Origin of the sequence: Lentibacillus sp. JNUCC-1 (assembly GCF_009741735.1) — a bacterium.
In the GTDB taxonomy this organism is placed as follows: Bacteria; Bacillota; Bacilli; order Bacillales; family Amphibacillaceae; genus Lentibacillus_B.
This window is the reverse complement of the sequence record NZ_WHOH01000001.1, coordinates 1,840,824-1,854,542: the sequence shown is the minus strand read 5'-3', so window position 1 is coordinate 1,854,542 and position 13,719 is coordinate 1,840,824. Positions and strand designations below refer to the sequence as shown.

The window sequence follows — 13,719 nt, the reverse complement described above, 5'->3', positions numbered from 1 at the left end:
GATTGCTCTTATTTGATTTTCAAGGTACAAAGTTTCGAGAGATTTGCTCCCTCAAAACTGAACAAACAAACGAAGTGATGTCTTTCCGTTAATTTAGCTGTGATGCCGTTTGACGGGCATCTATGCTAGATATCCTTAGAAAGGAGGTGATCCAGCCGCACCTTCCGATACGGCTACCTTGTTACGACTTCACCCCAATCATTGGCCCCACCTTCGGCGGCTGGCTCCATAAAGGTTACCCCACCGACTTCGGGTGTTGCCAACTCTCGTGGTGTGACGGGCGGTGTGTACAAGGCCCGGGAACGTATTCACCGTGGCATGCTGATCCACGATTACTAGCGATTCCTGCTTCATGCAGGCGAGTTGCAGCCTGCAATCCGAACTGGGAATGGTTTTATGGGATTTGCTACACCTCGCGGCTTCGCTGCCCTTTGTACCATCCATTGTAGCACGTGTGTAGCCCAGGTCATAAGGGGCATGATGATTTGACGTCATCCCCACCTTCCTCCGGTTTGTCACCGGCAGTCACCTTAGAGTGCCCAACTGAATGCTGGCAACTAAGGTTAAGGGTTGCGCTCGTTGCGGGACTTAACCCAACATCTCACGACACGAGCTGACGACAACCATGCACCACCTGTCACTCTGTCCCCGAAGGGAACACGCTGTCTCCAGCGCTGGCAGAGGATGTCAAGACCTGGTAAGGTTCTTCGCGTTGCGTCGAATTAAACCACATGCTCCACCGCTTGTGCGGGCCCCCGTCAATTCTTTTGAGTTTCAGCCTTGCGGCCGTACTCCCCAGGCGGAGTGCTTAATGCGTTAACTTCAGCACCAAGGGGCGGAAACCCCCTGACACCTAGCACTCATCGTTTACGGCGTGGACTACCAGGGTATCTAATCCTGTTTGCTACCCACGCTTTCGCACCTCAGCGTCAGTTACAGACCAGAGAGTCGCCTTCGCCACTGGTGTTCCTCCACATCTCTACGCATTTCACCGCTACACGTGGAATTCCACTCTCCTCTTCTGCACTCAAGCCCTCCAGTTTCCAATGACCGCTCACGGTTAAGCCGCAAGATTTCACATCAGACTTAAAGGACCGCCTGCGCGCGCTTTACGCCCAATAATTCCGGACAACGCTTGCCCCCTACGTATTACCGCGGCTGCTGGCACGTAGTTAGCCGGGGCTTTCTGGTCAGGTACCGTCAAGGCGCCGCCCTATTCGAACGGCACTTGTTCTTCCCTGACAACAGAGCTTTACGATCCGAAAACCTTCATCACTCACGCGGCGTTGCTCCGTCAGACTTTCGTCCATTGCGGAAGATTCCCTACTGCTGCCTCCCGTAGGAGTCTGGGCCGTGTCTCAGTCCCAGTGTGGCCGATCACCCTCTCAGGTCGGCTACGCATCGTCGCCTTGGTAGGCTCTTACCCCACCAACTAGCTAATGCGCCGCGGGCCCATCTGTAAGTGATAGCCAAAGGCCATCTTTTATCCTCTCACCATGCGATGAAAGGTGTTATCCGGTATTAGCTCCGGTTTCCCGGAGTTATCCCAGTCTTACAGGCAGGTTGCCCACGTGTTACTCACCCGTCCGCCGCTCGATCCACAGGCGCATGCCCCGAAGGGCAATTGCCTGCTTCACGCGCTCGACTTGCATGTATTAGGCACGCCGCCAGCGTTCGTCCTGAGCCAAGATCAAACTCTCCATAAAAGTTTGGGTGTTCATCGACACCAATCGATGAACGGTCTTAGCTTCTTAAAAAATTGATTCAGGGTTTAAAGTTTAAAACTTCTTACCTCTGACATCTGTTTTACAGACATCTGCTTCGTTGTTTGTTCAGTTTTCAAGGAACAAAATTGTTATGCGCTCTTGGAACGCTTAAACATTATATAACGCGTGACACATTGTGTCAAGAGTTAATTTGGTGGAGCCTAGCGGGATCGAACCGCTGACCTCCTGCGTGCAAGGCAGGCGCTCTCCCAGCTGAGCTAAGGCCCCTTAAAATGGTCGGGAAGACAGGATTCGAACCTGCGACCCCTTGGTCCCAAACCAAGTGCTCTACCAAGCTGAGCTACTTCCCGTATAAATGGCGCGCCCGAGAGGAGTCGAACCCCTAACCTCTTGATCCGTAGTCAAACGCTCTATCCAATTGAGCTACGGGCGCATTTTTATGGTGCCGAGGGCCGGACTCGAACCGGCACGGTAGTAACCTACCGCAGGATTTTAAGTCCTGTGCGTCTGCCAATTCCGCCACCCCGGCTAGACGCTTGCGCATAAAATGGAGCGGAAGACGGGATTCGAACCCGCGACCCCCACCTTGGCAAGGTGGTGTTCTACCACTGAACTACTTCCGCTTAAAACTAATAAAATGCGGGTGGAGGGAGTTGAACCCCCACGTCCGAAGACACTAGATCCTAAGTCTAGCGCGTCTGCCAATTCCGCCACACCCGCTTGATGGTGAGCCATGGAGGATTCGAACCTCCGACCCTCTGATTAAAAGTCAGATGCTCTACCGACTGAGCTAATGGCTCTTTTTCTTAATGGTGCTATATTTAAACCTGCAAAGTTTATTGCAATAAAAAACACCACATTAAGTAAGTGGTGCCGGCCAGAGGACTTGAACCCCCAACCTACTGATTACAAGTCAGTTGCTCTACCAGTTGAGCTAGGCCGGCTAAATGATAATTTGAAGTTTTGAAATTGGGTGGCTTAAATGGTGGAGGATGCAGGGTTCGAACCTGCGACCCCTTGCTTGTAAGGCAAGTGCTCTCCCAGCTGAGCTAATCCTCCATAAAACTTGCCTGGCGGCGACCTACTCTTGCAGGGGCGATGCCCCAACTACCATCGGCGCAGAAGAGCTTAACTGCTGTGTTCGGCATGGGAACAGGTGTGACCTCTTCGCTATTGCCACCAGACCTTTATGCTGTTTTAAGGACAAGAACTATTATAAGCATTTTAATCGAAAAATGCAAGTTCTTTTTTAAATTTGTACCCTGAAAATCAAATAAGAGGTCAAGTCATCATCGTACTTTACGCTAGTTAAGTCCTCGATCGATTAGTATCTGTCAGCTCCACGTGTCACCACGCTTCCACACCAGACCTATCAACCTCATCGTCTCTGAGGGATCTTACTCACTCGAAGTGATGGGAAGTCTCATCTTGAGGGGGCTTCATGCTTAGATGCTTTCAGCACTTATCCTTGCCACACGTAGCTACCCAGCTATGCTCCTGGCGGAACAACTGGTACACCAGCGGTGTGTCCATCCCGGTCCTCTCGTACTAAGGACAGCTCCTCTCAAACTTCCTGCGCCCACGACGGATAGGGACCGAACTGTCTCACGACGTTCTGAACCCAGCTCGCGTACCGCTTTAATGGGCGAACAGCCCAACCCTTGGGACCGACTACAGCCCCAGGATGCGATGAGCCGACATCGAGGTGCCAAACCTCCCCGTCGATGTGAACTCTTGGGGGAGATAAGCCTGTTATCCCCGGGGTAGCTTTTATCCGTTGAGCGATGGCCCTTCCATGCGGAACCACCGGATCACTAAGCCCGACTTTCGTCCCTGCTCGACTTGTAGGTCTCGCAGTCAAGCTCCCTTCTGCCTTTGCACTCTGCGAATGATTTCCAACCATTCTGAGGGAACCTTTGGGCGCCTCCGTTACCTTTTGGGAGGCGACCGCCCCAGTCAAACTGCCTGCCTGACACTGTCTCCGGACCGGATCACGGTCCTGGGTTAGAATGGTCGTACAGCCAGGGTGGTATCCCACCGGTGCCTCCACGTAAGCTGGCGCTCACGCTTCCAAGGCTCCCACCTATCCTGTACAAGCTGTACAAACATTCAATATCAGGCTACAGTAAAGCTCCACGGGGTCTTTCCGTCCTGTCGCGGGTAATGCGCATCTTCACGCATAGTATAATTTCACCGGGTCTCTCGTTGAGACAGTGCCCAAGTCGTTGCACCTTTCGTGCGGGTCGGAACTTACCCGACAAGGAATTTCGCTACCTTAGGACCGTTATAGTTACGGCCGCCGTTTACTGGGGCTTCAGTTCTACGCTTCGAGCCCGTAGGCTCTAACGCGTCCCCTTAACCTTCCAGCACCGGGCAGGTGTCAGCCCCTATACTTCGCCTTTCGGCTTCGCAGAGACCTGTGTTTTTGCTAAACAGTCGCTTGGGCCTATTCACTGCGGCTCCTCCTTAAAGGAGCACCCCTTCTCCCGAAGTTACGGGGTCATTTTGCCGAGTTCCTTAACGAGAGTTCTCCCGCTCACCTTCGGATTCTCTCCGCGCCTACCTGTGTCGGTTTGCGGTACGGGCACCTGTGACCTTGCTAGAGGCTTTTCTTGGCAGTGTGGATTCAGACACTTCGGTACTCAATTTCCCTCCCCATCACAGATTGGGATTGTTGGACGGATTTACCTATCCAACTCCCTCGCTGCTTGGGCGCACACGTCCATCGGTGCGCTTGTCCTATCCTCCTGCGTCCCCCCATCGCTCAAACGGTCACGAGGTGGTACAGGAATATCAACCTGTTGGCCATCGCCTACGCCTTTCGGCCTCGGCTTAGGTCCCGACTAACCCTGAGAGGACGAGCCTTCCTCAGGAAACCTTGGGCTTTCGGTGAAAGAGATTCTCACTCTTTTTTCGCTACTCATACCGGCATTCTCACTTCTAAGCGCTCCACCAGTCCTCACGGTCTGACTTCACAGCACTTAGAACGCTCTCCTACCATTGTTCGAAGAACAATCCGCAGCTTCGGTGATACGTTTAGCCCCGGTACATTTTCGGCGCAGTGTCACTCGACCAGTGAGCTATTACGCACTCTTTAAATGGTGGCTGCTTCTAAGCCAACATCCTGGTTGTCTGTGCAACGCCACATCCTTTTCCACTTAACGTATACTTTGGGACCTTAGCTGGCGGTCTGGGCTGTTTCCCTTTCGACTATGAACCTTATCACCCATAGTCTGACTCCCAAGCATAAGTATCCGGCATTCGGAGTTTGACTGAATTCGGTAACCCGATGAGGGCCCCTAGTCCAATCAGTGCTCTACCTCCGGTACTCTGATCTTGAGGCTAGCCCTAAAGCTATTTCGGAGAGAACCAGCTATCTCCGTGTTCGATTGGCATTTCACCCCTACCCACACCTCATCCCCGCATTTTTCAACATACGTGGGTTCGGGCCTCCTGTCAGTGTTACCTGACCTTCACCCTGGACATGGGTAGATCACACGGTTTCGGGTCTACGACTACATACTCAAACGCCCTATTCAGACTCGCTTTCGCTGCGGCTCCGTGTCTACCACTTAACCTTGCATGCAATCGTAACTCGCCGGTCCATTCTACAAAAGGTACGCCGTCACCCATTAACGGGCTCCGACTACTTGTAGGCACACGGTTTCAGGTTCTCTTTCACTCCCCTTCCGGGGTGCTTTTCACCTTTCCCTCACGGTACTGGTTCACTATCGGTTACCAGGGAGTATTTAGCCTTGGGAGATGGTCCTCCCGGATTCCGACGGAATTTCTCGTGTTCCGCCGTACTCAGGATCCACACCGGAGGCTGCTTCTTTTCGACTACCGGGCTGTTACCGTCTTTGGCTGATCTTTCCAGATCGATTCGTCTAACAAACAGCTTTGTAACTCCATATGGTGTGTCCTACAACCCCGACAGGCAAGCCTGCCGGTTTGGGCTGATTCCGTTTCGCTCGCCGCTACTTGGGAAATCGCTTTTGCTTTCTCTTCCTCCGGGTACTGAGATGTTTCAGTTCCCCGGGTCTGCCTCACACATCCTATGTATTCAGATGTGCGTACTGTTCCATTACGAACAGTGGGTTCCCCCATTCGGAAATCCCCGGTTCAAAGCTTACTTACAGCTCCCCGAGGCATATCGGTGTTAGTCCCGTCCTTCTTCGGCTCCTGGTACCAAGGCATCCACCGTGCGCCCTTATTCACTTAACTGGCGTGTTTGATTTCAATGAATAAACATACGATTTATTTGATGTCTTGATTGCTCTTATTTGATTTTCAAGGTACAAAGTTTCGAGAGATTTGCTCCCTCAAAACTGAACAAACAAACGAAGTGATGTCTTTCCGTTAATTTAGCTGTGATGCCGTTTGACGGGCATCTATGCTAGATATCCTTAGAAAGGAGGTGATCCAGCCGCACCTTCCGATACGGCTACCTTGTTACGACTTCACCCCAATCATTGGCCCCACCTTCGGCGGCTGGCTCCATAAAGGTTACCCCACCGACTTCGGGTGTTGCCAACTCTCGTGGTGTGACGGGCGGTGTGTACAAGGCCCGGGAACGTATTCACCGTGGCATGCTGATCCACGATTACTAGCGATTCCTGCTTCATGCAGGCGAGTTGCAGCCTGCAATCCGAACTGGGAATGGTTTTATGGGATTTGCTACACCTCGCGGCTTCGCTGCCCTTTGTACCATCCATTGTAGCACGTGTGTAGCCCAGGTCATAAGGGGCATGATGATTTGACGTCATCCCCACCTTCCTCCGGTTTGTCACCGGCAGTCACCTTAGAGTGCCCAACTGAATGCTGGCAACTAAGGTTAAGGGTTGCGCTCGTTGCGGGACTTAACCCAACATCTCACGACACGAGCTGACGACAACCATGCACCACCTGTCACTCTGTCCCCGAAGGGAACACGCTGTCTCCAGCGCTGGCAGAGGATGTCAAGACCTGGTAAGGTTCTTCGCGTTGCGTCGAATTAAACCACATGCTCCACCGCTTGTGCGGGCCCCCGTCAATTCTTTTGAGTTTCAGCCTTGCGGCCGTACTCCCCAGGCGGAGTGCTTAATGCGTTAACTTCAGCACCAAGGGGCGGAAACCCCCTGACACCTAGCACTCATCGTTTACGGCGTGGACTACCAGGGTATCTAATCCTGTTTGCTACCCACGCTTTCGCACCTCAGCGTCAGTTACAGACCAGAGAGTCGCCTTCGCCACTGGTGTTCCTCCACATCTCTACGCATTTCACCGCTACACGTGGAATTCCACTCTCCTCTTCTGCACTCAAGCCCTCCAGTTTCCAATGACCGCTCACGGTTAAGCCGCAAGATTTCACATCAGACTTAAAGGACCGCCTGCGCGCGCTTTACGCCCAATAATTCCGGACAACGCTTGCCCCCTACGTATTACCGCGGCTGCTGGCACGTAGTTAGCCGGGGCTTTCTGGTCAGGTACCGTCAAGGCGCCGCCCTATTCGAACGGCACTTGTTCTTCCCTGACAACAGAGCTTTACGATCCGAAAACCTTCATCACTCACGCGGCGTTGCTCCGTCAGACTTTCGTCCATTGCGGAAGATTCCCTACTGCTGCCTCCCGTAGGAGTCTGGGCCGTGTCTCAGTCCCAGTGTGGCCGATCACCCTCTCAGGTCGGCTACGCATCGTCGCCTTGGTAGGCTCTTACCCCACCAACTAGCTAATGCGCCGCGGGCCCATCTGTAAGTGATAGCCAAAGGCCATCTTTTATCCTCTCACCATGCGATGAAAGGTGTTATCCGGTATTAGCTCCGGTTTCCCGGAGTTATCCCAGTCTTACAGGCAGGTTGCCCACGTGTTACTCACCCGTCCGCCGCTCGATCCACAGGCGCATGCCCCGAAGGGCAATTACCTGCTTCACGCGCTCGACTTGCATGTATTAGGCACGCCGCCAGCGTTCGTCCTGAGCCAAGATCAAACTCTCCATAAAAGTTTGGGTGTTCATCGACACCAATCGATGAACGGTCTTAGCTTCTTAAAAAATTGATTCAGGGTTTAAAGTTTATAACTTCTTACCTCTGACATCTGTTTTACAGACATCTGCTTCGTTGTTTGTTCAGTTTTCAAGGAACAAAATTGCTGTGCGCTCTTCAAAAGCGACTTTATAAATATAACATCTTACGCTTTCGCCGTCAACTACTTTTTATAAAAACTTTTTGTTTTTGTTTCGTCTCGCTGACGGGCGATATTTAATTTACCATGATTATTCCCAAATAGCAAGGATATTTAACATGAAATTTATGGTATTTTTTTTAGTGGCAATAAAACCTTTAATCCACGGGTCTTTACGTCCTATTCACTTTATACAAAAAGAGACACCCATCACTTTGATGGATGTCACTTCGTATAGTGTAACTTTTATTTATTGCGCATTTGCGGAAAGAGCAGGACGTCTCTTATAGATGGTGAGTTCGTTAAGAGCATCACGAGACGGTCGATGCCAATTCCCAATCCACCGGTTGGCGGCATTCCATATTCAAGAGCTTCAAGGAAATCTTCGTCCATCAGGTGTGCTTCATCATTTCCCTGGTCACGTTCCTCAACTTGAGATTCGAAGCGCTGACGCTGATCAATTGGATCGTTGAGCTCACTGAAAGCATTAGCATGTTCCCGTCCGACGATGAATAGTTCGAATCGGTCTGTGAAGCGTCCATCTTTTTTATTCTTCTTGGCAAGTGGAGAGACTTCCACTGGGTGCCCATGGACAAACGTCGGTTGGATGAGCTTATCTTCCACTTTTTGTTCAAAGAATTCATTAAGTACATGTCCAAATGTCATTGTCTCAGTAATTTCCACACCATGTTCTTTAGCATACTGTCTCGCTTCTTCATCTGTCATATGCTCCCAGAAGTTCACACCTGTGTGTTCTTTAACGGCATCTGCCATATGCAGCCGAGTCCAGGCTGGCTTCAACGAAATCTCCAAATCATTGTAAACAATTTCGGTTGTGCCTAGAACCTCTTCAGCAATATGGGCAATCAAGTTTTCCGTAAGTTCCATAATATCATGATAGTCGGCATATGCTTCGTACAGTTCGATCATCGTGAACTCAGGATTGTGGCGGGTAGAGACACCTTCATTACGGAAAACACGCCCAATCTCATATACCTTTTCCAGTCCACCGACAATCAGTCTTTTTAAGTGCAGCTCGATGGCAATGCGCATGTATAAAGGAATATCGAGCGCATTATGATGTGTTTCGAACGGTCGTGCAGTTGCACCACCTGGGATTCCGTGCATCATCGGTGTTTCAACTTCCAGAAATCCATGGTGATCCAAATACTTGCGCATGGATTGAATGATTTTAGAACGCAGGACAAACGTATCCCGACTGTCTGGATTGGTAATCAAGTCGAGGTAACGCTGACGATAACGCTGTTCAATATCTTTTAGACCGTGATATTTTTCAGGCAGCGGCCGCAAAGATTTCGTCAACAAATGAAAGTCAGAGACTTTGACACTCAGCTCTCCCACTTTCGTCTTGAACATGGTACCGCTGACGCCAACAATATCGCCTCTGTCAATGGTATTGAAAATATCATAAGCGTCATCACCAATCGCATCTTTACGGATATAGAGCTGGATTTGGCCGCTCACATCCTGAATATGAGCAAAACCCGCTTTTCCTTTTCCGCGTTTTGTCATGACGCGCCCGGCTATCGTGACATTAATTTCTTTTTCTTCAAGTTCTTCTTTCGTATATGCTTCATAAGCCTTATGTAAGTCCTCGGCAACATGGGTACGTGGAAATTCATCGCCAAAAGGATCGAGACCCTGTTCACGATAAGCATCAAGTTTATCGCGCCTGACCCGCATTTGTTCATTTAACTCTTCTGACACTGTGATCACTCCTGTTCTTATTTGAATCGATCTCTATCATGTAGTGTTCACAGTATAACATGTTTTACTGTGAACAAAGCCTTGCAAACTTCATCCACCCTATGATGACTGCCTTTTTTGCCTCCATCTATCGTTCTTCCTTATCCTCGAGCAAAAGTTCTGCTTTGGAGATATTCAGGGTTTCGATGATCCGCTCCAATAACTGATCGTCTGGAGACGTCTTGCCCCGTTCAACAGGGCCTAGTATAGCAACAGAAATATGAAGCGATTCGGCAAACTCCACCTGAGTATAACCCTTCAGTTTCCTGAACGCTTTTATGCGTCTTCCGAGCTGTTCCTTCTCCATTGTACAACATCCTTTATATCAGATTCAGGACATTTGCCCAATAAACCACTGACGCGCTGTTCAAACCCCGGTACGTATATGTCAGGCGACAGTTCTGTAAGCGGGACGAGCACAAAAGCACGTTCATGCATGCGTGGGTGGGGGATGGTTAATCGGTCTGTGTGGACGGTTAAATCATGATATAAAATAATATCAACATCAATGGTTCTGGGGCCAAAGCGTATGGTTCTCTTTCTCCCCAGCTCATTCTCAATAGCCTGACAAGCTTCCAACAGCTGAACAGGTTCAAGACTGGTTTCAATTTTGACAGCCATATTTAAGAAATAAGCCTGATCGGTATAACCAACAGGTGCTGTCTCATAAATGGAGGACTGTTCAGCCACCGTAATGGCGGAGTGGTGCTGCAACAGCTGCAACGCTTCCTTCAAGTATGTTTCCCGTGGTTCAATATTTGTCCCAAGCGCTATATAGATCCCAGTCATTTTAATCGCTCCCGGTCGAGCTCAACAGCCACCGATTCGAACTGCCCGGGGATCGGAGCTTCAGGCTTACTCACTTTGACAACACAACGCTTCAGGGTGTTGAATTCTGTGAAAAGGGCGTCCGCAATTGTTTCAGCCACCGCTTCGATCAGGTGCTTCGCCTCGCCTTCCACGATTTCCTTTACCACGTCATAGGCAGTGCCATAATTTATGGAAGCATTCATGTCATCGGTCTGGCCAGCTTCTTTTAAATCCGTATACATTTCCAAATCAACATAAAACCGCTGGCCAAGGTGGTTCTCTTGTGGAAATAGACCATGATATCCATAAAAAGCCATCTGTTTGAGAATAATTTTATCCATGTGCACAGCTCCTTTAACTTCCTCATATCTTACGTATTTAATTTAGTGTGTCAATACGTTCCGCCGCCATCATGGCATCCATCATCCTAGCGAGCTGAACATGCAGTTTAACATCATGCACCCGAACCATGTGAACACCCTTGCTGATTCCAAGGCAGGTCGTGGCTCCTGTGCCAATATCACGCTCATTTGGGGTCGTCTCCAAAATAGTCCCAATAAATGATTTGCGGGAAGCGCCCAGAAGAACTGGGTAACCCATCGTTGTCAAGTGGTCCAGGTTATTCAAAACGACGAGATTATCAGCTTGTGTTTTAGCAAAACCAATTCCGGGATCGAGCATGATGTTTCTTTCTGGAACACCAGCCTTTATGGCAATATCAATGCTCTCATGCAGATCCCGCTGCATATCACTGATCAAGTGGGTGTAGTTCTTATTGGTGCGGTTATGCATTAAAATAATCGGAACATCAAAGTCTTTAGCTACAGATACAATCTCAGGATCTCTTTTTGCACCCCAAACATCATTTATGACGGAAGCGCCTGCCAGCAGAGCGCGTCGGGCAGTTTCCGCTTTATACGTATCAACAGAAATCGGGGTGTTGAGGTTTGCAGCGGTAATAGCTTCAATGACCGGGACAACGCGTTCGATCTCCTCGGCTCCCGTTACCGGAGCATGTCCAGGTCTGGTCGATTCTCCGCCAATGTCAATCATGTCAGCACCTTCCTGCTCCATGCGCATGGCGTGCGACACTGCTTTCTCAAGCGTCACATATGTCCCCCATCTGAGAAAGAATCTGGAGTGACATTCAGGATCCCCATAACCTGTGTCTTTTTGTGCAATTTCATTTCCTCTGGTGTTAAGTTTGTCGCGGATGTAATCATATGCATAAGTCCTTTTCATAAAGTATTCGTTCTTAATCGTACCATACGCGTGTTTGTTTTCAAAAAAAGCAGTGGTCCAAAGAGAGGCTGCCACTGCTTTTTTCTCTATTTATTCGTTCTCATCATATTGATAAAGGGGCGTTGATAGGTAACGCTCGCCATTATCCGGCAAGATCGCGAGCACTTTTTTGCCGGCTCCGAGCTGTTTGGCTGCTTTCTTGGCTGCTGCGATAGCTGCTCCGGAAGAGATACCGCCGAGGATGCCTGTAGAAACAGCCGTCTCACGGGCGTTTTCAAAAGCTTCTTCTTTGGTTATTGTGATCACTTCATCATAGATGTCAGTATTCAGAATGTCAGGTACAAATCCCGCACCGAGGCCCTGCAATTTATGCGGTCCGGGTGAGCCACCGGATAAAACCGCTGAATCTTTAGGTTCTACTGCATAAATCTTAATATCCTCGAACTTTTCCTTCAGCACTTTACCAACACCTGTAATTGTTCCGCCAGTTCCAATGCCGGAAACAAAACCGTCCAGACCGTCAGTCATCTGTTCGATAATTTCGTTGCCAGTTGTGCGGGCATGGACCTCAGGATTTGCTTGATTATTGAATTGCTGTGGCATAAAATAACCTTTTTCTTCTTGAAGCTGTTCAGCTTTCTGGATGGCGCCTTTCATGCCTTCTGCGCCAGGGGTCAAGACTAGCTCTGCTCCATAGGCACGGAGCAGGTTGCGACGCTCCTGGCTCATTGTATCCGGCATAACAAAAACCGAGCGATATCCTTTGGCTGCAGCAACCATTGCAAGCCCGATCCCTGTATTTCCACTGGTTGGTTCTACAATCGTATCACCTTCAGCAAGTGTTCCTGCTTCTTCCGCCGCTTCAATCATAGACAGCGCAATCCTGTCCTTTACAGAACTGCCCGGATTCATGAATTCCAACTTCACATAAATATCAGCCATATCTTTTTTGCCATGGTTTAATTTGACAATTGGTGTCTGACCAATAAGTTGTGTGATATTTTCAACGTTTCTCATAGAAAAAGCCTCCTGTTTAAAAGTCATTTTTACTTTAAGACGTTTATATCGTATGCAACTTCCATCAATTCATTGTCAAAAACATTCCTAGTCTTCATATACCCACTCAATATCAGCATTATTCCACAAAGGTTGGGCATTTAGGTTCTGGTCCATCTGATCAAGAGCAAGTTCGTTTTTTACATAAGGTTTCATTTCTTCATATGTGAAGGAGATCTCCGGCAGGGTCTGGTGTACATAAACAATCGCAACACGTTTCCCTATTTCAACCGGATCACTATAAGAATAGGGCTCCATGTCTTGTACAATATCCTTATAGCCATGGGGAATAAACTGACTTGTCGAAACGAAATACCCCAAATAGCCGCCATCTTCTCGTGTTTCTTCGTCAATCGAGTACTCTTTGGCAAGTAAATTAAACGATGCACCTTCATCCAGTTCTGCTTTCACTTTCTCAGCTGTTGCAAGGTCCTTGACAATGATATGGGAGATCTGGAATCTTTCACTGAAATCGTATTGATTCTTGTATTTGTCGTAAAAGGATTGGATCTCCTCTTCAGGAATCGATACACCTTCTGTTAAAAGGGTTTCCAGCTGGAACCGGTAAATAATATCTTCACGCCATTTCTCTTTCCACTTTTTAGTTTCTTCCGCAGACATAACACCGCCGATCGAAACGAGCTGGGCCAGTTCCCGATCTATAATTTTTTCAGAGATCTCAATGTTCTTTTCTTCAGCAAGCTGCTCAACTAGGGTATGGTCTATCATTTGTTTCAATTGCATTTGGCCATATTCACTGCGCAATGATTTCATCCAAGCTTCATAAGAAATGTTTTCGCCATTTATGGTTGCTGCTGGTTTTTCAACGTCGATGTTTTCCTCTTTATCAGGTAAAACCGTTGTCTCGTCGTCGCCATCACCCAATAGAATAATCGTTGCGATGTTTGTGATCAAAAGTACAATGATCAGACTGAATAAAAACTTTTTTGACATGGGT

General features: G+C 49.0%; 6 protein-coding genes, 9 tRNA genes, 4 rRNA genes and 1 pseudogene. All 20 read right to left on the bottom strand.

The annotated features are described in order from the left end of the window. Positions 1-139: 139 nt before the first annotated feature. Positions 140-1,706, bottom strand: a 16S ribosomal RNA gene (locus JNUCC1_RS08620). Between the two features lie 212 nt (positions 1,707-1,918). Then, positions 1,919-1,994 (bottom strand) — tRNA-Ala (locus JNUCC1_RS08615). A gap of 6 nt (positions 1,995-2,000) precedes the next feature. Next, a tRNA-Pro gene (locus JNUCC1_RS08610) sits at positions 2,001-2,077 on the bottom strand. Between the two features lie 6 nt (positions 2,078-2,083). Next, positions 2,084-2,160, bottom strand: a tRNA-Arg gene (locus tag JNUCC1_RS08605). A gap of 7 nt (positions 2,161-2,167) precedes the next feature. Next, positions 2,168-2,256, bottom strand: a tRNA-Leu gene (locus JNUCC1_RS08600). A 19-nt stretch (positions 2,257-2,275) separates the two neighbouring features. Continuing rightward, positions 2,276-2,350, bottom strand: a tRNA-Gly gene (locus JNUCC1_RS08595). 15 nt (positions 2,351-2,365) lie between these two features. Then, positions 2,366-2,447, bottom strand: a tRNA-Leu gene (locus tag JNUCC1_RS08590). A 4-nt stretch (positions 2,448-2,451) separates the two neighbouring features. Continuing rightward, positions 2,452-2,527: transfer RNA gene (locus JNUCC1_RS08585), tRNA-Lys, on the bottom strand. A 68-nt stretch (positions 2,528-2,595) separates the two neighbouring features. Then, a tRNA-Thr gene (locus JNUCC1_RS08580) sits at positions 2,596-2,671 on the bottom strand. Between the two features lie 39 nt (positions 2,672-2,710). After that, positions 2,711-2,786 (bottom strand) — tRNA-Val (locus JNUCC1_RS08575). Between the two features lie 9 nt (positions 2,787-2,795). After that, positions 2,796-2,911: ribosomal RNA gene (rrf, locus tag JNUCC1_RS08570) — 5S ribosomal RNA — on the bottom strand. Positions 2,912-3,031: 120 nt separating this feature from the next. Further along, a 23S ribosomal RNA gene (locus JNUCC1_RS08565) occupies positions 3,032-5,951 on the bottom strand. Positions 5,952-6,137: 186 nt separating this feature from the next. Further along, a 16S ribosomal RNA gene (locus JNUCC1_RS08560) occupies positions 6,138-7,704 on the bottom strand. Together the 16S, 23S and 5S rRNA genes with 9 tRNA genes alongside form the textbook arrangement of a ribosomal RNA operon. Before the next feature lie 428 nt (positions 7,705-8,132). Further along, entirely contained in the window at positions 8,133-9,614 is a 1,482-nt protein-coding gene (gene lysS / locus JNUCC1_RS08555) for a lysine--tRNA ligase (protein WP_331713675.1), read from the bottom strand. Positions 9,615-9,741: 127 nt separating this feature from the next. After that, a complete protein-coding gene (locus tag JNUCC1_RS08550) occupies positions 9,742-9,960 on the bottom strand; it encodes a helix-turn-helix domain-containing protein (protein ID WP_156645001.1) in 219 nt (72 codons plus the stop codon). Beyond that, a complete protein-coding gene (gene folK, locus JNUCC1_RS08545) occupies positions 9,930-10,442 on the bottom strand; it encodes a 2-amino-4-hydroxy-6-hydroxymethyldihydropteridine diphosphokinase (RefSeq protein ID WP_156644999.1) in 513 nt (170 codons plus the stop codon). Before folK ends, JNUCC1_RS08550 begins: the two co-directional genes overlap by 31 nt. Further along, complete coding sequence (gene folB, locus JNUCC1_RS08540) at positions 10,439-10,804, bottom strand: dihydroneopterin aldolase (RefSeq protein WP_156644997.1); 366 nt, start codon at positions 10,802-10,804, stop codon at positions 10,439-10,441. Before folB ends, folK begins: the two co-directional genes overlap by 4 nt. A gap of 37 nt (positions 10,805-10,841) precedes the next feature. Further along, positions 10,842-11,692: pseudogene (gene folP, locus JNUCC1_RS08535) on the bottom strand (dihydropteroate synthase). Between the two features lie 103 nt (positions 11,693-11,795). Beyond that, complete coding sequence (gene cysK / locus JNUCC1_RS08530) at positions 11,796-12,722, bottom strand: cysteine synthase A (protein ID WP_156644995.1); 927 nt, start codon at positions 12,720-12,722, stop codon at positions 11,796-11,798. Positions 12,723-12,809: 87 nt separating this feature from the next. Continuing rightward, positions 12,810-13,715, bottom strand: a complete 906-nt coding sequence (locus tag JNUCC1_RS08525) for a peptidylprolyl isomerase (RefSeq protein ID WP_156644993.1) — start codon at positions 13,713-13,715, stop codon at positions 12,810-12,812. Positions 13,716-13,719 lie beyond the last annotated feature (4 nt).

Excerpts from the sequence above, each read along its gene's own strand:
- JNUCC1_RS08550 (WP_156645001.1), bottom strand. The coding sequence starts at position 9,960 with ATGGAGAAGGAACAGCTCGGAAGACGCATAAAAGCGTTCAGGAAACTG.
- folK (WP_156644999.1), bottom strand. The coding sequence starts at position 10,442 with ATGACTGGGATCTATATAGCGCTTGGGACAAATATTGAACCACGGGAA.
- folB (WP_156644997.1), bottom strand. The coding sequence starts at position 10,804 with ATGGATAAAATTATTCTCAAACAGATGGCTTTTTATGGATATCATGGT.
- cysK (WP_156644995.1), bottom strand. The coding sequence starts at position 12,722 with ATGAGAAACGTTGAAAATATCACACAACTTATTGGTCAGACACCAATT.
- JNUCC1_RS08525 (WP_156644993.1), bottom strand. The coding sequence starts at position 13,715 with ATGTCAAAAAAGTTTTTATTCAGTCTGATCATTGTACTTTTGATCACA.